The organism is Bowmanella dokdonensis (assembly GCF_017254865.1).
In the GTDB taxonomy this organism is placed as follows: domain Bacteria; phylum Pseudomonadota; class Gammaproteobacteria; order Enterobacterales; family Alteromonadaceae; genus Bowmanella; species Bowmanella dokdonensis.
Window position 1 is genome coordinate 93,233 of sequence record NZ_JAFKCV010000005.1, and the last position, 18,051, is coordinate 111,283.

Genomic DNA, 18,051 nt, shown 5'->3' on the forward strand with positions numbered 1-18,051 from the left:
TATTGCTGAACCTTAGGGTGGACGGGCCGGAGAATATCAGGAGTGTGAGTTGCTAAAAGTCGATGTCATAGTGATAGGGGCCGGTGCGGCCGGATTGTTCTGCGCCGCCGAGGCGGGCAAACGGGGACGCTCGGTGCTGGTGCTGGATCATGCCAAACGCATCGGCGGCAAAATCCTGATGTCCGGCGGGGGGCGCTGCAACTTCACCAACATGTACGCCAGCCCGGAAAACTACCTGTCCGCCAACCCCCATTTTTGCAAGTCTGCCCTGAGCCGCTACAACCAATGGGACTTTATCGCCCTGGTGACCCAGTATGGCATTGCCTACCACGAAAAAACCCTGGGCCAGCTGTTTTGCGATGACTCAGCCAAAGACATTCTAAAACTGCTGCTCAGCGAATGCGATAAGGCGGGGGTGCAGGTTCGCCATCCGGTGGAGGTACAGAACATCGATAAAACCGCAGAGGGTTTTGAGCTGGAAACCAGCCAGGGCCAGTTCGGCTGCGACTCGCTGGTGGTGGCTACCGGCGGGTTGTCGATTCCCAAGCTCGGCGCCAGTCCCTTCGGCTACAAAATTGCCGAGCAATTTGGCCTCAAGGTGCTGCCTACCCGTGCCGGTCTCGTACCTTTTACCTTGCACGAGCAGGATAAAGCCGCTCTGGCAGAGCTCAGCGGCATCTCCCTGGATGCCACGGCAGTGTGCAACCACACCAGCTTTCGCGAGAATATTCTCTTTACCCACCGGGGCCTGTCCGGCCCGTCGGTACTGCAGATCTCCAACTACTGGCATCCGGGGGAGACCGTCACCTTCAACCTGTCGCCGGGTCAAAATCTGACTGAGTTTCTGCAAACCGAGCAGCAGGCCCATCCGGATGCACTGCTCAGTACCACGCTGGCCAAGCTATTTCCCAAACGTTTTGTGCAGGTAGCGCTGGAATACTTCGCACTAACCAACAAGCCCATGAAGCAATATCAGGGTAAACAGTTGGAGCAGGTAGCCGATGCATTTATGCAATGGCAACTCAAACCCAACGGAACCGAAGGCTACCGCACCGCCGAGGTGACCCTGGGCGGGGTGGATACCAACGAGCTGTCCTCCAAGACCATGGAAGCCAGAAAGGTGCCGGGGCTTTATTTTATCGGCGAGGTGATGGACGTCACCGGCTGGCTCGGAGGCTACAATTTCCAGTGGGCCTGGAGCAGCGGCTGGGTCGCAGGGCAGGTGGTTTAACCAGAAAACCCCTATTCACTCTTAGCACCCTTAATGGCCAATGCCATGGTATGGTCAAGCATGTTTATGTCCCCTACCTCGCCATGCCCGGGCACCACCTGCAGTAAACCGGGAAAGGCTTCTTTAACCCTTTGTACCGACCCGGCCCAGTCTGCAATGGAGGCATCGGCCGTATTACCCAGTCCCCCGGCTTCTGCCGGACGAATCAAACAGCCACCGAAAAGTATCTGGGCCTGCGGCAACCATACCACCAGGTTATCCCGGCTATGTCCCGGCCCCGGATAAAACACCTCTATCCGGCCCTCCACCAGAGAAAAAGACGGATGACTGAAGGTCTGAGCCGCCTGGGCGTGGCCTTCTTCGAGCAGCAATGTATTGGTCAGCTCTGAGGCATAGGTAGGAATGGATCTGGCCTTGAGCACCTTAATACCTGCGGTACGGTCGGCATGAAAGTGAGTCGACAGGCTGGCTGCGGGAGTCAGTCCCCTTGCTTCAATCCAGCCCAGTAATTCCTCAGTGTCCGGCTCGGACCAGGGCGTATCTATGATGTAGGCCTGGTCTTTGACCACGACCACCAAGCCGTTGGAATCGACCAGCCCAAAACCGGGATAATGTTGATAGGACGTATGAAGATAAATCCCCTCCTCTAACGGCTGGATTTCCAGGGCTTTCGACACTTCTTCGGCAACGGCAAGGTTTGCCCCGAGGCAAAACAACAAAACGGCAATAGTTCTCAAGATGGAATTCCTGTGTTTGGAAAGGTCCAGAGTTTAAATTGACCACGCCGGGCTGAAATCCTCTTTGCGGTAAAACTCAGCAAGAAGCGGATACTTTGCTGTCGTGCACCGCACCATACTGCCGCCCGGTTTAATTTCACAGGTAATTACCCTGATGGCAGTATTCAAACACCTCAGCCCTGTACTGGGCGGCACTCTGTTAGCTTTCTCTGTTGGCGCTGAGCAAACTCTGTCGGTCATTACTTCTGCCAAGGATGCCTTCGGCACGAGTAAAGAGAATGAATCCATCGGTATCTATGACGCAAGTTCCGTCAGGGGCTTCGACTTGTCTGCCGCCGGCAACTATCAAATCAATGGCCACTACTTTGTCAAAAGCTCCGGCATGAGCCGTTTTTTTGTGGAACAGACCAATATCAAGATCGGCTACGGGGCTATAGGTTCCAGCATGCCGGGTCCTTCCGGGGTGGTAAACTACCAGCTCAGATATCCCACTGCCGAATCAAACAGCAGTGTCCGATTGGGACTGGAGAGTTTTACCACCCGTACCCTCCAGGCTCATATGCAGGGGGGCACGCCGGATTCGGCTTACGGCTGGTCGGTGGGGATGGGGCTGGAGCAAAATGCCGGGGATGCCCAGGGAGGTCTGGGCGAGTCGATGATCCTGGCCGGCACCCTGAATATGGCCCTGAGCCGCGACCATCGCCTGCAGTTATTATTCGGGGAATACGATTTCAGGCGAAACAGCACCTTTGTGATCAGACTGGCTGAAGATAATCTGGCACTGCCCCGGGAAATAGATCGGCAACGGTACCTCGGCCAGGATTGGGCACAAAACAAAGGCCAAAGTCGGATCCTGGGGGGGATTTACGACTGGCAGGTGGATTCACAGTGGACCATAGGGGCGTCGCTGTTTTTCTCTGAGGATGATGACAACCAATCTTTTACCCAGGTATTTTCCGTTTTGACGGACAGTAACCTGGTGGACAGCTTGTATGTGGCCGCCCCCAAGCAACGTTACCGCGCCTGGTCCGGCGAGCTCACCGCTGCCTGGCAACCCGGGCAGTCATCCCTGCCACAGCAGTTGATGCTTATCGCCAGGGCCCGCCTCACCACCAACCATATCGGTGGTGAGCGTGTTTACCCGCTGGACAGGACTGTTCTGGGCGAACGGCCCGGGGTTTACCAGGCGCCGACCTTTGATAACTTCACCCATGACGGCTTGGACGAGGTGGAGCAATATGGCCTTGGCCTGGCCTATCAGGTGCGGCTGGGCCAGTTGCAGATCGGTGCCGGGATATTAGTTAACCAATACGACAAAAGGTTTGAGAAGCTCACAGAACAGCATGAAGAGGGGTTGGATCCCTGGATCTACAACTGGAATCTGCTTTACCCCATGTCCCGCAGGCTCAGCCTGTACGGCAGTTATGCCAAGGGTCTGGAGGAATCGGGTATTGCCCCCGCCTCTGCGGCAAATCCCAATGAGGTGATACCCGCCAGCCTGGCTTCACAGTACGATGCCGGTATCCAGTATCAGCTCACCGACAAGACAAAGATACTCGCCGGACTGTTCAGAACCACCAAATCCTATGCCGGACTGAACAACCAGAACAACGAGTTTGGCCTGCTTGGCGAGGTAACCCACAAAGGGCTGGAAATTTCCTTAAGCGGAGAGGTTCAACAGGGGGTGAATCTGGTCGTGGGCGGCGTATACACCCAGGCTGAACTGGCAGGAGACGGACCTGAAGGCGGTCATCTGGGCAGACACCCTGTGGCGGTCCCCAAGGTCAAGCTTATCGCCAATCTGCAGTTCAGTCCGAGTGATGCGCTGACCCTGGATGCAGGCATAGAACACCTGGGGCCAAGATACCTGTCGGGCCGGCTCGATCCGATCAGCCACCAGCAAAAGCAGACCCCTTCGGCGACCCGGGTCAACGCCGGCTTTACGTACCAACTCCCAACAGAGGGACCGGGTTCACGCATCCGTTTGCAGATCCTCAATCTGTTCGACGAGTTTCATTACGATGTGAGCAGCTCAGAGACCCTGACCTACAGCGAGCCAAGAACCATCCGGCTACTATGGGATTACCTGTTCTAGGCGCCACGGCGGACCAAGTTAGTAAAGGCATTGCGATAAAAAGCAATGGCCTGCGACTTTACTCTGCCGCAGCAAGCCAATAGCCTGGTCATTTCCCTGGGATGGAGAAACAGATGCAAACACGCACATTGGGACGCTCGGGTTACCAGGTCTCTGAAATTGGACTGGGCTGCTGGCAACTGGGCAATGACTTTGGTGAAGTTGAGGATGCCCAGGCAGTGCAGGCCCTTGAAACGGCGCTGGAGATGGGAATTAATTTCTTCGATACGGCGGATGTCTACGGTGGCGGCCTGAGCGAAGAGCGTATCGGCAGATGGCTGAAAAATCTGTCTGCAAAGCCCCTGGTGGCGACCAAGGTGGGCCGTGGCAGTGGTCTTTTTCCCGACGGTTACAGCAAACAAAAAGTGCGTGAATCCCTGCAGGGTTCGGCCAGACGCCTGGGTGTCGAGGCACTGGATCTGGCGCAGCTGCATTGTGTACCGCCCGAGGTACTGATGTCCGGCGAATTGCTGGGCTGGATGGAAGAGCTGAAACAGGAAGGGCTGATCAGAGCCTACGGCGCCAGCGTCGAGATGCTGGATGAGGCATTGTTCTGCTGTGACTATCCCGGCCTGACCAGCGTGCAGATCATCTTCAACCTGTTGCGCCAGGATGCAGCCGACCGGTTACTGCAAAAAGCCGCCGACAATCAGGTCGGTGTCATAGTGCGCCTGCCACTGGCCAGTGGCCTGCTGAGCGGCAGGATGCACAAGGATCAGCAGTTCAGCGATCAGGACCATCGCAGTTACAACCGGGACGGCCAGGCCTTCCATGTGGGAGAGACCTTCAACGGCCTGCCCTACCAGAAGGGCATTGAGCTGGTGGAGGACATGAGATCCCTGCTGCCAAAGGACACCGACATGGCCCAGTTGGCCCTGCGCTGGATCCTCGATCATCCACAGGTCAGCACCGTGATTGCCGGCAGCGCCAAAGCCGGGCAGATAAGAAACAATGCCGGGGCCGCTGCTCTGGAGCCCCTGACGGACCGGCTACATGGGCAGCTCAACGCCTTCTATGTTGAAAAAGTCAGGCAGCATATCCGCGGTGGTATCTAGGGCGTGTTTATCTTTCATATTGGCCTCTGTTGAGAGCGAAAAACCCCTCAATCAAGGCGCGAGTAACGCCGTTTAGCCATCTAAACAAGTTGAGAGCAACGCAGAGTGAGGGGTTTTTAGCCTCAACCCTTCGGGCTGGGGCCATTTTTCCGTCCAGCGGCGTCATCAGTCGCTTATTTAGGCCCACTAAACCGCACTCCTTCTTCCTTGCTGGGCAAAAAAATGGCCTCCAGCAGAGTGTCAATATGAAAGATAAACACGCCCTAAGGCACCGGGACATGCTGGGTTTATCAATCCTGGGTGTCACCGGATAAAGGGGTGGCCAGCATGGACGGGCGACGGCAAAATTCGTCCAGCCAGGTGCTAAGCCCGGGACTTATCGACCTGAAGGACGGCAATTCGCGAAATTCAATCCATGAAAGGGTGGTGGCCAGCGCAATATGACCGATGTGAACCGGGCCCGCCCGGTCCAGTTCTTGTTCGAGCCAGGCATAAGTGGAAATCAGCTTTTCCGTTTGCCCTTTTATCAGTGGCCTGTAACGATACTGTGAGGGACGTCGCACAGTTTCCCAGCGTAAGCCGATGGCCGTCTCAGCCAACCCCTGCGCCACCGCCTGCATGCGCAGTGCCAGCCAGCGGGTTTCGGCTACCTCAGGGATCAACCTGCGTCCCAGATGCAATGTGTCGAAGTAGGCACAGATAACATCCGAATCAAAGATCGGCCCCTGCCGGTCACGGATCAGTACCGGCACTTTCCCGAGCGGATTTTGGGCAAAGACCCGTTCATTACGCTGGGTCGGACTGGTTTCCTGGTGGACCACCTCCAGTTCCTGATGAATACCCACTTCATAGGCAAAGACCAGGACTTTTCTGGCAAAAGGGGAATGGGTTTGATAGAGCAGTTTCATTTTCTTTCCTGATGATATCCGGGCTGAGCATGATAAAAGAGGGTCCGTGCGGGATATCCGCTTTGTAGAGCGGTTTTATGCTTTTCTTCTGCAAACGCCAGATGCTATAAAATTGACGCTCCTGTGCAGCGCAGAGGAGGGGATTGACCTGTAATTAACCTCCACACAAAGAAGAAAGGCATGGAACTGGACCGCTTCGACAGACAACTATTGCATCTCGTCCAGCAGGATTCTGCACAAACGGCAGAGCGTCTGGCAGAACAAGTGCCGCTGTCCCCATCGGCGATACAGCGCAGATTGAAAAAACTGCGTGAGAACGGCGTCATTCTCAGAGACACCGCCATAGTGGATCCGGCTGCAGCCGGGCGGCCGACTCTGTATCTGGTCTCGCTGGAGGTTGAAACAGAGCGCCCGGAATTGCAAAAACCCCTGCACCAATGGCTGGCTGCGGAGGAATGTATCCAACAGGCCTTCTATGTGACGGGTCAGGCGGACTACAGACTGATTGTTTCTGCCCCTGATACCCAAACCTTTGACGCTATCATGGAAAGGCTGGTGCGTGACAATCCCCATGTTAAGCGCTTTTCCACCAATGTGGCCCTGAAGATCATCAAACAAAGCCTGGCGTTGCCCTTGCTGTAGGGTCGGCGAAACCAGAGAACGACAAAAATCCGCTTTTATGCAATGTCGGGCTTCTCTTTGCATATTTTGTGTGACACACAGGGACTAACCTGCATGCTTTGGCCGATCAGGCCACCTTCTGACAGGAGTACGCGATGCATAAGACCCGGTTACATCACCTGTTGTCTGGCGATGGATTCCAGCCCACCCCCCTGATCCTGAGTCCTTTGCTGGCAGATCTGTACCAGCTCGGCCAGGTACAGTTGAAACTGGAGTCACAGCGGCCGTTAGGCAACTTTAAGGTCCTCGGCGGTTACCACGCCGCCCTGAATGCGCTGATGAAGGCCACTGAAAGCCCGTGTCTGGAGGCGTTACAACGGCTCGGCGCAAGCTTGCCCGGTCTGATTTGCGCCAGCGATGGCAACCATGGGCTGGCCGTGGCCGCAGCCGCTGGTGAAGCAGGCACCAGCGCATTGATCTATCTGCCTTCTTCAGTGAAGACCAGCCGTATCGGGCGCATAGAATCCCTGGGCGGGCGGGTTGAAAGGGTCCCCGGCACATACGAGGACGCCGTCAAGCAGGCCAGTCTGGCCGCCAGTGCCGGCAGGGGGATCCTGATCCCCGACACTACGGACAATCCCGATGATCCCGTGGTCAACGACGTTATGGCGGGATATACGCGGATCACCTCTGAATTGACTCATCAACTACAGTCAAACACATTCTGTCCGCCAACCCATGTGTTGGTGCAGGCCGGGGTGGGTGGACTGGCAGCAGCCATAGCAAAAGGGATCCAGCCGTCTCTGGCTCAGCCCGGACGCATTCTGGTCGTGGAGCCGGAGACGGCCGCTTGTGTAAAGCTTGGACTGGAAATGGGCCGGCCTGTGCTGTTTCCCGGCAATCTGGAAACCTGCGCACAGATGCTGTCATGCGGTCTCGCTTCTGCTCCGGCCCTGATGACATTGCAACAATACGCCGCCCAATCTGTGACAGTGAATGAACAGCAACTCAGAAACGCCGCCACTGCGTTGAAGCAGTCCGACGGAATAGCCTGTTCCATTTCGGCAGCGGCCGGCCTGGCGGGGCTGATTCAGATTGCCTCGGACCCGCTACTGCGAGCCAGATATCAATTGAACAGCAGCAGTGTGGTGTTGTTGTTTGTGACGGAAGGGGCAGAATAGGCCTCCAGATGGTGGGCAATGGATCAGAAACTCCCCGGCAGGAGTGGACCCGATGGCCCCGGCTGTATTGCCCGTAGCGCTGTTATCGCTGCACCCTCTCAGCGAGACTCCAGGCTGTTATTGACCAGTCTGAGCAGTTCTTTCCAGACCGGGCTGACTGAGGGGTAGCTCATGCTCTGCCCGTCCAGCCCCCCATGCTGGCGATTGGTCAGCAACAGGATGATCAACTGGCTGTGGGGCTGAAACAATATTTGGGTACCGGTAAAACCCGGATGCCAATAGGCCGGATGGCCATCCGGCGTGGAGGTTTTCCACCAGCCAAGGGCCTGGTTTTCATCGAATGGCGTCTGCAAAAACGCCCCCAGGGTGGCCGGATCCGCCAGTCGATATCCGTCGTAGACGCCGCCGTTGAGAAGGGTTTGCGCCAGGACGGCCAGATCCCGGGCCGTGCCGAACAGGCCGGCATGCCCGGCGACCCCATCCAGCCCATACCAGGCGTTGCCATCATTAGCCTGACCAACAAGGGTATGTTGCCGGTAGCCGGTAAAGGGGGCAAAGGGCAGGGGCCGGGCTAGGGGATAGGGCTTGCCGGTGGCAATCATATGTTGCTCGTATGGGTTGCCATGAGAAGTAGCTACCAGCCTGTCAAACCAGGATGCCGGCGGGCGGTACTGCGTATTCAGCATGCCCAGGGGGCGATGGATATGCTCAAGGACAAACTCGTCCAGCGACTGACCGCTGGCCCTTTCGATGATCTTTCCCAGCAGGATAAAGCCGAGATCCGAATAGGCCCGTTGCTCGCCCACCGGGTAGCGCAGGGGCAGGGACGCGATATAATCCAACACGCCCTCTTCATCTTCACCGCGATACAGCCAGGCGGGCTGCCATTGCCACAGGCCGCTGCGATGGGTCAGTAACTGCCTCAGGGTAATGTCGCTTTTATCGGTATCCTCAAAGCGCGGTAGCAGCGTTCCTAGTCTGTCATCCAGCGACAACTGATCGCGGCTGACCAGGTGCATCAAAGCAGCTGTGGTGGAAGCGACCTTAGTCACGGACGCCAGATCAAAGACTGAGTCCACCCTCATGGGCACGGGCTGTTCCATCTCCACCAAGATGCCATCGGCATGCAACTCGATCTGACGGGCATAGCCAAAGGCTTTCTCATACAGAACCTGCCCCCGATGGGCAATCAGCACCACCGCGCCGCTGTACACGCCCTTTTCCTTCGTCTGCAAATTGGCAACCATCAGCTCGTCAATTGACGAAGCATCGGCTAAGCCTTCGCCTGTCGTATCCACCAGGGCCGGATAGTCCGGTATCGGCATGGACTGCCCGGCTGGCGGAGAGGCCAGGGGATCCTGGTCCACATCGAAGCTGCTCGCCTCTGCCATCTCAGTGAGCAAAAGGGGGGTGCTCAGCACAAGCGCCAACAGAAGTGGCTTTAAAACGCTCAGGGGGATCACCAGGGGAGGAATTGTCATGGTCGCTGATCATATCTGTGCCGGTAATACAGACAGGTGATTTAAGCATGAGGGGGCTTTCAGGCAAAATAAAATCCCCAGGGCATTCATGTTAGGGGGAATTTTCCGCTGTGCGGCTTGCACCGGCATCTATTGCCACCTGAACCATCGACCTTATAAGAAGGTGAATAGAAAAGGGCCTTATAGCCCTTTTCTTCTGTTGTTCCGGCAGCATGGCAGAATCAGGGACACTCCAGTTTGGGCAGCGTACCAAAGTCTTCACCGCAGGTTTGGTTGTACTGATCCACGTCCTGATTGATTTGATTGCACAACGCAGCGTCGGGACTACCGCTTTGTACCGTTTGCCGATACAGGTTTTCATCATGCTGCATACGCAGCAGATCCGTGGTACAGCGGTTTGCGTGGGCAATGCTGTCGGCCGCATACCAACTGGACAGGAAGGCCGCCGCACCGGCAGCCACCAGGGCGATGACGATGGCGGCCAGCAGGCCAATTCCCTGTTGTCTGTTGAAGGGTTTCATACATGTTCCTTACCCCTGTGGGCAATGAGAAATTCAATGCCAGAAACTACTTCCTTCTCGTTCCAGGCCCAATGGTTATAGAACAGACCCCGCCCAATAGCCATTACTCCCCTGCTGCCCCGGAACCCTCGCTGCCGTTTTATACTGCTGACAGAAGATGTCAGCAGGGGTCTGTTAATCTGCTTGGCGCGGTCAGGTTGGCCCTGGCTATCCACTTATCACACTACAGGAGATTCGCATGTATCAGCTTTACAGTTTTCCCTTTTCCCAGCACAGCCGCCGGGTCATATCTTTGCTTGAGCAGGCGGGCATTGAGTATGAAAATCATCAGGTGGACATGATAAACGGGGAGCATATGCAAGCGGCTTATCTGGCCATCAACCCCAATCACCAGGTGCCCACGCTGATAGACAGCGGGACAAAAATCCACGAGTCCAACGCCATACTGCGTTATTTATGCATCAAGCACGAGTTGTCCCAATGGTATCCGCAACAACCCGACCTCCTGGCCAGGGTGGAACAATGGCTCGACTGGACCCAGTGTCAGCTCTCTCCTCTGGTCATTGCCATAGTGTTAAACCGGGTCTTTTTAGGTGATGATGGAGACAAGCAGGCTGCCGATGAGGCGGCAATGAAAATTCAGTCGAGGTTCGGGATTATGGAGAGCTATTTGGCAGGTACTCAGTTCCTGGCTGGCGATACACCCACCATTGCCGACCTGGCTCTGGCCTCGAGTGTGTTCCAGTTAAGCCTGGCTGACGCATCGCCACAGACGCCTAATATCCTCCGCTGGTACCAGGCGGTTGAGGCCCTGCCTGGATTCCAGAAATCCCTGCCCAAAACATAAGGCAAATCAAGGAGCCTGATGAACAGGTTATTTGGCATTATTCAAATGCTGAGGGCGGCCAGACATCCTATCCGGGCCAGAGAAATGGCGGATGAAATGGAGGTGTCATTACGGACCATCTACCGGGACATTGCTGAGCTGCAGATGCAGGGTGTGCCGGTATCCGGCGAGGCAGGCATCGGCTATGTGCTTAAAAGTGGTTTCGAGATGCCTCCTTTGATGTTAACGCCGGAAGAATTGGAGGCCGCTCTGTTAGGTACACAGTGGGTGGCTCGCTGTGGCGATCAGGCACTGATGAAAAGTGCTGCCAGCCTGGCCGATAAAATCCATGCCATTGTCCCCGGGCATCTTCAGCACATGATGTTGTCATCCGCCGTTACCCTGGCGGACAGTGCAATACCCGTGACGGACGCCCTCGATATGCAGGCTTTTCGCGCGGCGATACGGGAACGGAAAAAAGTCTCCATTTTGTATCAGGTGGAGGGGAAGCGTACCGAGCGCATGATCTGGCCCATTCTGATAGGTTACTTTGAATTAGTCCGCGTTGTGGCCGCCTGGTGCGAACTGCGACAGGATTTCCGCCATTTTCGCACCGACAGAATCGAAGCCTTTGAGGTACAGGCAGACCGCTACCCAAAACGAAAAAATCAGCTAATGGCGGAATGGCAGCAACATCAAATGAACAGGGGAAACGCCAAGTAATCGAATCCCCACGGTATCAGGTATAGCCGGCTTCGTAGTACCACGTCAGACCCCTATGGGGCAGATACGGGTGACATCCAGCATCATTTTGTCGAAGCAGATGGCGTGAAAAACATACATGGCGGAGGTTTCCTCACAGGTCTGGTAACGGCGCATCAGTTGCTTGGGATCGCCATCGTAATTGTGTTCGAAGAAATACCACCTGGATACCTTGTTCTTACCCTGTACCTCATAATTTCGCTGATATTCAGTGCCCAAGGAGGATCGCAGGCTGACGGCATGTTGCTCATTCTTTGGCGTGATTTCCACGCCCAGCAGGCCACAATCCCACAGGATCGAGATGGCTTCGTCCGGGTCAATATTGACGCCTGCAAGGCGGGCTTTCAGGTCGTTGTACTCGAATGGCACTTTCAAGCCGTACAACGAATCCACTATGTCTTCCAGCAAGGGATAACGGCGTGAACCTTCTATCACCCGCTCCTCGTATAGTATGGTGCTTTCATTTCTGATGGCTTCTCGGACGGTGGTCTCGGGAACCTTCCAACCGCCCCGCCCCACCAGGACATCTTCAAATTCCAGATCATGCTTTTCAACTGCCGTTTCAATCACTTTGCGGGTCAGCCTCTGGATATCACGGGATCTGTGATGCGTATGCCGTAATACGTACCGGAAGGAGTTTTCCGGGTACGTCACGTGGCAGTGGTCATTTTTAATGGAGGGCTCGAAGAGGGTATTCCAGGGATCAATATGCTTGCCTTTAAAACGCCGGCCATAAACCTTGAACTCGTACTCGATACGCTTGTTGATAAACTTGCGCAGATCGTCCTCATCCCAGCGCATCTTTTTAATGTGGGAGGCGGCCTTCTGGGGAAAATTCAGGTCCTTCTTCCGGTACCGGTGCCAGGGAATGGTGATATAGACCTCACCGTTGGCGATTTTCTGTGAAGTGAAAAACGCCTTGTAGGTATTCAGCAGGGCGGAAATAGTCAATTGTGCAATGCCGGACTGGGCTTCCAGCGGCGAGTTGGGGGTTTCGATGGGTTCAATGGCGAGCTTGGGCAACTCCTTGTCTGGGCTGATTTCCGAGATACATTTGACCACCAGATCATAGGTCTTATCACTGAAAATGGCGCTGAAATCGTTTTTCAGCTCGTCGGCCTTGTTCAAATCCACCGACGAGGAAGTAATCAGATCGACGGCCAGCTTGATACTCTTCCAGATGGGCAGTTTGACTCTGTCGACCCTGGAGAGGCCGACAATAAACTTCCAGTGAATCCCCTGTGGCTTACCGTAATAGGGGTAAAGGGCCCCAAGCTGAATCACAAGAGCCCGGATGATTTCCGCCTTCCACAGTCCCTGCAAAGCCACTTCCAGATCATACCTGTCTTCGGAAAACAGCTTTTTCAGCTCGATAATTTCCTTGATATCGAAGGAATGCTCATCCATGTACCAGGCGCCCTCTGCTCCATGTCGCTTGAGCAGTTCGGCCAGGGTGGCACATTGCGCAATAATGGAGGCGGTTTTGCCGGTTCCCCAGCGGCCGGTGATGATGGGTTTGGGGATCTTGTAACTGCGCCGGTCCAGGAAGCACTCAGACAGCAGGCAGTCATCTTCTGCATTGTCATCGCCAAACAAATGTCTCATAAACATCCCTGTTAACTTTTTATTAACACATGAATATAGATAACATTTACCTAACTCTCTAGAGCACCGAATGCCAATCGGACAGAAAGACGGCTAATCCGATGATGCCTACTCATATGAAATACCGGCCCCACGGGTGCCATCAAGACTATTCGCGCTTCATTGCGTCACCACCAGTAGTGACGCAACAAACCGCTAACAACAATAAACTACCGGCGCAATGGGTAAAGGAGTGGATAACGATCAAAATAGCAACAATGGAAAAGTCTCCACTGCTTACCGGCAATATGATGAAAGTGAATCATTTGCAACGGACCGGCTGTGAGTAGAGAAATTCTTGTACAAAGAATCAGCAAGGTGGTGAGTTTTATCGAGAACCACCTGGATTCCGAATTGGATGTGGGCAGGTTGGCTGATATTGCCTGCTATTCGAAATTTCATTTTCACCGCCTGTTCTGCGCCATGGTGGGGGAGAGCGTCTATGCCTTCAAGAAACGGTTGTTGCTGGAAAGATCCGTCAGGCACCTGCTGCTTTCGGAGCATAGCCTCACCGAGATAGCCTTCAGGTGTGGATACGATAATCAGGCCTCCTTCAACAAGGCGTTCAGAAAGCAGTTTTCGTGCGCGCCCGGTCAGGTCCGTAAGCTAATGGTTCATATTGGTACAAACAACATTAAAGCTGTTCCTCAAGGGAGTATTGATATGAAACCGGAAATCGTCGATTTACAGGATATCCACCTTATCTGTGCCAGGGCTACTGGCACCTACGCCGAAGCCGCACCGCAGGCCTGGGCCAAGCTAATGCGATTTGCTTATTCAAACAGGCTGATGAACAACAAGGTACAACTGATAGGGATACCCAGAGATGATCCCAATCTTACCGAGCCCGACCGCATCCGCTATGATGCCTGCCTGGACATTGAGACAGGAGCCAGCGCTGAAACCGGGCTGCACCAGCATGTCATTCCGGGTGGGCGCTACGCTAAGTTTCTTCATAAAGGCGCCTATGAAAATCTCCAGCAGACCTATGGGGCCATCTTTAACCAATGGCTCCCCGAGAGCCGCCACCAACTGCGGGACGTCCCTTCGTTTGAACGCTATCTGAACCGGGATCCGCGCAGAACCAAGCCGGAAAATCTGAGCACGGAGATCTATATCCCGGTTGCATAACGTTACCGGGTGTCGCCCCGTGTGAGCTTCTCCCGGTCAGCAAACCATAGGTCCGGCCGGACCTGTGGTTGTTGGAGGGGGAAGGGGTGATGGAGCTCTTAGGGTATTGCGCCCAATGCGAGGCCTGGCTATTAACTTCAATGCTGTTCGGCTGGCCGCCTAACCGGGCTATCCGGAGGAAGTCGCCACACTCTTTGTTAAACGCCTGACCAGCCAGGTTGAAAAATATCTTCCTCACTACATCGCGGCTTCGTGCATGCCTGAACATATGAAAACCATTATGTTGCGCGAGGTCGCCGAGCGTATCGGCTGTCTGCGCCGCCCTCCCATCTGAAACCAACTGGATGGATTGGCTTTTCAGACAGTTGAGTTTTGAAATACCACTGTCACCTGCCGTTCTTCCGCAGAAACAATATATCTACGGACTCTATTCCTATGGTCATAAAGACGAAGTGTGATAAAGATTTACACAGATGGGCGGATTTGTGCCAGTTGCGGACCTTGAACCAGCTTGGTCACAACGGCAGCTCTGTAGGTAAAGCTGCCGCTCGGTAGTAAGCAGGCATAACCTCCGCTTACTGTTGGATGCGTGAAAACAGTATCACAACAAAGCGCTTGTGGATCGCCATCTTCACTCGCTTATACTTCACCCTACAAATGGGAAGCAGAAGTATATGAAAGGTGTCAAAATATTTTACAAAAGATAGTACAAGTAGAGAAATTTACTTAATAATCAATACAATAACCTTTGGCTCGAATCCTGCATTGTGCAAGCTTGATATAGTAGTACAATAATGGATGTAGTAAAATGAACTTAGTTCGTAACTTGCTTTTATCGATCTCTTTCTTTTTCTCGCTCTCAGCCTCAGCAAGCATTATCTTTACATTTGAAATCAATGAATTACCAGAGTTTAATAACAACGTAACTATTGGTGATTCGCTCACTTTCGCGTTTAGTGACGATTCAAATTTTGATGCTGGGCTATCATGGCACAATATCGAGTCGGTCTCATATGACACTGTCAGTTTAGGCTCATTTGTTATTGATTCTTTCGATTATTCTTACAGTGATTATCTCATTTCTCAGTTCTTCAGTTTTACAAATTTAGGAAAAGGGGGGTGGCAGTTGGATATTCTTGTAGGCCGAACCGGAATGGATGCTGCCATAGTTTTCGAAAAGGGCCAAGATCAACTTCAGTTCGGCCAGACAGTCGATGGAGGAGGCTCTACAAACCTTTTCATTCAGTCCTCTTCGGATTTTATATTTTTACATGACTTCTCAAATTCATTTAAATTTAGTGCCACCTCGACTCCTGTGCCTGAACCTTCCTCATTCGCGATATTTGGATTGAGCTTATTAAGCTTATGTTTTAAGAGAAAGTTAATTTCTCCACAGAAGCAGTAATTCTTTATATACGTTTGACATCCCGAATAACGGCACTTATTGGTGCCGTTTTATGAAATTGGTGTAATGTTATTTTTGAAAGTATCTGGTTCTGGGCTTGCACAGTACTCAACGGATTTTCATATATTACTCAATATAAGCTAAAGCGATAAACGACTGGTTCTGGTATTATTCTAAAGTAGAAAATCACAGTCCTGAACGTCTCCTCCTTGTCTGAAGCTGCCAGTCGATTAACACGCCGCAAACGTCTGCAACTCGCTCAAACCAGCCTCTCAAAGTGTCACCAGTCAACAACTTCTCTCAGCCTCAGATCAATATTTTTGGAGTAAATGAGATCTCATTTTGCGCAACAAGTGAAAATTCAGGTTTCAGCGGCCATCTGAGTGAGCAGAGGGTGCGGCTGCAAACCGTTACTTACAGATAGACAAATGGGTGGGAGGCATCGTCGGGTTCTCTATTTGGTTTTGCCCAACCGGAGGCGACGGCCTGACAGAGATCCCGAGTCGAGCTCGGGATGACGTTGTAGCAAAGAAAGCAAGAGGCAGTGAATTTGCAAAAGGGCCTTACGGCCCTTTTCTTATTCAACTGTCACTGATTTCGCCAGGTTCCGCGGCTGGTCCACATCCGTGCCCTTGATAATGGCTACGTAGTAACTCAGCAATTGCAGCGGAATGGTGTAGACGATAGGGGCGATCACGCTGTCCACATGGGGCAGGTTGATCACCCGCATGGTGGCGTCGCTCTGAAAGCGGGCGTCCTTGTCGGCAAACACATACATGATGCCGCCGCGGGCGCGCACTTCTTCGACGTTGGATTTAAGCTTTTCCAGCAGCTCATTGTTGGGCGCCACTACTATGACCGGCATTTCATCGTCTATCAGGGCCAGCGGGCCGTGCTTAAGCTCGCCGGAGGCATAGGCTTCGGCGTGGATATAGGAGATTTCTTTCAGCTTCAGCGCCCCTTCCATGGCGATGGGGTACTGATCGCCACGGCCCAGGAACAGGCTGTGATTCTTATCGGCAAACTCCTCGGCCAGCTTCTCGATGCCGTCGGTCAGGGCCAGGGTTTCTTCCAGTTTGGCCGGCAGGCTGTGCAGGGCGCTGACTATCTTGTCATGGTCGGCCTTGACCATATCGTTGAACTGGCCCAGGGCCAGAGTCAGCATCAAAAGACCAGTGAGCTGGGTGGTAAAGGCCTTGGTGGAGGCCACGCCAATTTCGGCGCCCGCCAGGGTCATAAAAGCCATATCCGATTCACGTACCAGGGACGAGCCCGGCACGTTGCAGATAGTCATGCTGGCCATATAGCCCTGTTCCTTGGCCAGACGCAGGGCGGCCAGGGTGTCGGCCGTTTCCCCGGACTGAGAAATGGTCACCAGCAGGCTGTTGGGATGGACGAACGACTTGCGGTAACGAAACTCGGAGGCGATTTCCACGTTACAGGACACGTTGGCATATTGTTCCAGCCAGTAACGGGCGGTCATGCCGGAATGATAGCTGGTGCCGCAGGCCACAATCTGCACATGTTTGACCTGGGCCAGCAATTCCGCGGCCTGGGCGCCGAAGATGCGCGCATCCACCCCGCTTTGGGTCAATCTGTCCTGCAGCGTGTTGCGCACTACAGTGGGCTGCTCATGGATCTCCTTGAGCATGTAGTGGCGATAGCCGCCCTTGTCACCGGCGTCATGTTCGATCTCCGAGTCATGCACCTGACGTAGCACTTCGTTGCCGTCTTTATCGTAAATATGCACCTGGGTACGGGTGATCTCGGCCACATCCCCTTCTTCGAGGAAGATAAAACGGCGGGTCACCGGCAACAGGGCCAACTGATCAGAGGCGATAAAGTTTTCATCTATACCCAAGCCTATGACCAACGGACTGCCGGAGCGGGCCACCACCACACGCTCGGGGTCCTGCTGATCCATCACCACTGTGCCGTAGGCGCCGTGGAATTTTTTCACCGCGCGCTGTACAGCCTGCAACAAACTGGCGGCGCTTTTCAGCTCCAGCTCCACCTGGTGGGCGATGGTTTCAGTGTCGGTGTCGGAGGTAAACACATAGCCTTGTGCGCGCAACGACTCACGCAAATCCTGGTAGTTTTCGATAATGCCGTTATGCACCACGGCAATACGATCGCTGGAAAAGTGCGGGTGGGCGTTGGCTTCGGTCACGCCACCATGGGTGGCCCAGCGGGTATGGGCAATACCGGTATAGCCTTTGATGGGCTCCGCTGCCAGAGCGTCGGCCAGTTCCTGCACCTTGCCGGTGCGGCGGATGCGGTGCAGGCGGTTGTCCGCATCCAGCACGGCCACGCCGGCCGAATCATAGCCCCGGTATTCCAGGCGTTTCAGTCCTTCCAGCAAAATGCTGACTACGTTACGTTCGGCAATGGCGCCCACGATTCCACACATAAAT

15 protein-coding genes are annotated in these 18,051 nt (G+C 54.1%); 9 read left to right on the plus strand and 6 right to left on the minus strand.

Annotation, left to right across the window (positions count from 1 at the left end):
• Positions 1-49: 49 nt before the first annotated feature.
• Positions 50-1,231 carry a BaiN/RdsA family NAD(P)/FAD-dependent oxidoreductase gene (locus tag J0A66_RS10645; RefSeq protein ID WP_206573798.1) on the plus strand — a complete coding sequence of 394 codons (1,182 nt, stop codon included), beginning with the start codon at positions 50-52 and terminating at the stop codon, positions 1,229-1,231.
• An 11-nt stretch (positions 1,232-1,242) separates the two neighbouring features.
• Here J0A66_RS10645 and blaDIM read toward each other — a convergent pair whose 3' ends face one another.
• A complete protein-coding gene (gene blaDIM / locus J0A66_RS10650; RefSeq protein ID WP_206573799.1) occupies positions 1,243-1,968 on the minus strand; it encodes a DIM/SIM/IMP family subclass B1 metallo-beta-lactamase in 726 nt (241 codons plus the stop codon).
• Between the two features lie 154 nt (positions 1,969-2,122).
• On the opposite strand from blaDIM, the gene J0A66_RS10655 reads away from it, so the two are divergent.
• Together J0A66_RS10655 and J0A66_RS10660 are read left to right on the plus strand one after the other, a co-directional pair.
• The gene (locus tag J0A66_RS10655; RefSeq protein WP_206573800.1) at positions 2,123-4,063 is read left to right on the plus strand and encodes a TonB-dependent siderophore receptor; all 1,941 of its coding nucleotides are present in this window, start codon (positions 2,123-2,125) and stop codon (positions 4,061-4,063) included.
• 113 nt (positions 4,064-4,176) lie between these two features.
• Positions 4,177-5,157, plus strand: coding sequence for an aldo/keto reductase (locus J0A66_RS10660; protein WP_206573801.1), 981 nt, complete (start codon positions 4,177-4,179; stop codon positions 5,155-5,157).
• Between the two features lie 290 nt (positions 5,158-5,447).
• On the opposite strand, the gene J0A66_RS10665 is transcribed toward J0A66_RS10660, so the two are convergent.
• Positions 5,448-6,065: a glutathione S-transferase family protein gene (locus J0A66_RS10665; RefSeq protein ID WP_206573802.1), complete on the minus strand. Its 618-nt coding sequence runs from the start codon at positions 6,063-6,065 to the stop codon at positions 5,448-5,450.
• Positions 6,066-6,245: 180 nt separating this feature from the next.
• Here J0A66_RS10665 and J0A66_RS10670 point away from each other — a divergent pair, with 180 nt between their 5' ends.
• A complete protein-coding gene (locus J0A66_RS10670) occupies positions 6,246-6,707 on the plus strand; it encodes an Lrp/AsnC family transcriptional regulator (protein ID WP_206573803.1) in 462 nt (153 codons plus the stop codon).
• 134 nt (positions 6,708-6,841) lie between these two features.
• A complete protein-coding gene (locus J0A66_RS10675; protein WP_206573804.1) occupies positions 6,842-7,867 on the plus strand; it encodes a pyridoxal-phosphate dependent enzyme in 1,026 nt (341 codons plus the stop codon).
• A gap of 98 nt (positions 7,868-7,965) precedes the next feature.
• Here the strand turns inward: J0A66_RS10675 and J0A66_RS10680 are convergent, their stop codons facing one another.
• The gene (locus tag J0A66_RS10680; RefSeq protein ID WP_206573805.1) at positions 7,966-9,348 is read right to left on the minus strand and encodes a serine hydrolase domain-containing protein; all 1,383 of its coding nucleotides are present in this window, start codon (positions 9,346-9,348) and stop codon (positions 7,966-7,968) included.
• A 221-nt stretch (positions 9,349-9,569) separates the two neighbouring features.
• Positions 9,570-9,869: a hypothetical protein gene (locus tag J0A66_RS10685; protein ID WP_206573806.1), complete on the minus strand. Its 300-nt coding sequence runs from the start codon at positions 9,867-9,869 to the stop codon at positions 9,570-9,572.
• 238 nt (positions 9,870-10,107) lie between these two features.
• Here J0A66_RS10685 and J0A66_RS10690 point away from each other — a divergent pair, with 238 nt between their 5' ends.
• Together J0A66_RS10690 and J0A66_RS10695 are read left to right on the plus strand one after the other, a co-directional pair.
• Positions 10,108-10,716: a glutathione S-transferase family protein gene (locus tag J0A66_RS10690; protein WP_206573807.1), complete on the plus strand. Its 609-nt coding sequence runs from the start codon at positions 10,108-10,110 to the stop codon at positions 10,714-10,716.
• 18 nt (positions 10,717-10,734) lie between these two features.
• On the plus strand, positions 10,735-11,418 hold the full coding sequence (locus J0A66_RS10695) for a helix-turn-helix transcriptional regulator (protein WP_206573808.1): 684 nt from the start codon (positions 10,735-10,737) through the stop codon (positions 11,416-11,418).
• A gap of 45 nt (positions 11,419-11,463) precedes the next feature.
• Here the strand turns inward: J0A66_RS10695 and J0A66_RS10700 are convergent, their stop codons facing one another.
• On the minus strand, positions 11,464-13,062 hold the full coding sequence (locus J0A66_RS10700; RefSeq protein WP_206573809.1) for a P-loop ATPase, Sll1717 family: 1,599 nt from the start codon (positions 13,060-13,062) through the stop codon (positions 11,464-11,466).
• A 321-nt stretch (positions 13,063-13,383) separates the two neighbouring features.
• On the opposite strand from J0A66_RS10700, the gene J0A66_RS10705 reads away from it, so the two are divergent.
• Positions 13,384-14,232 (plus strand): GyrI-like domain-containing protein, encoded by an 849-nt coding sequence (locus tag J0A66_RS10705; protein WP_206573810.1) that lies wholly within the window; start codon positions 13,384-13,386, stop codon positions 14,230-14,232.
• Between the two features lie 808 nt (positions 14,233-15,040).
• A complete protein-coding gene (locus tag J0A66_RS10710; RefSeq protein WP_206573811.1) occupies positions 15,041-15,637 on the plus strand; it encodes a PEP-CTERM sorting domain-containing protein in 597 nt (198 codons plus the stop codon).
• A 577-nt stretch (positions 15,638-16,214) separates the two neighbouring features.
• On the opposite strand, the gene glmS is transcribed toward J0A66_RS10710, so the two are convergent.
• A complete protein-coding gene (gene glmS / locus J0A66_RS10715; RefSeq protein WP_206573812.1) occupies positions 16,215-18,047 on the minus strand; it encodes a glutamine--fructose-6-phosphate transaminase (isomerizing) in 1,833 nt (610 codons plus the stop codon).
• Positions 18,048-18,051: the final 4 nt, after the last annotated feature.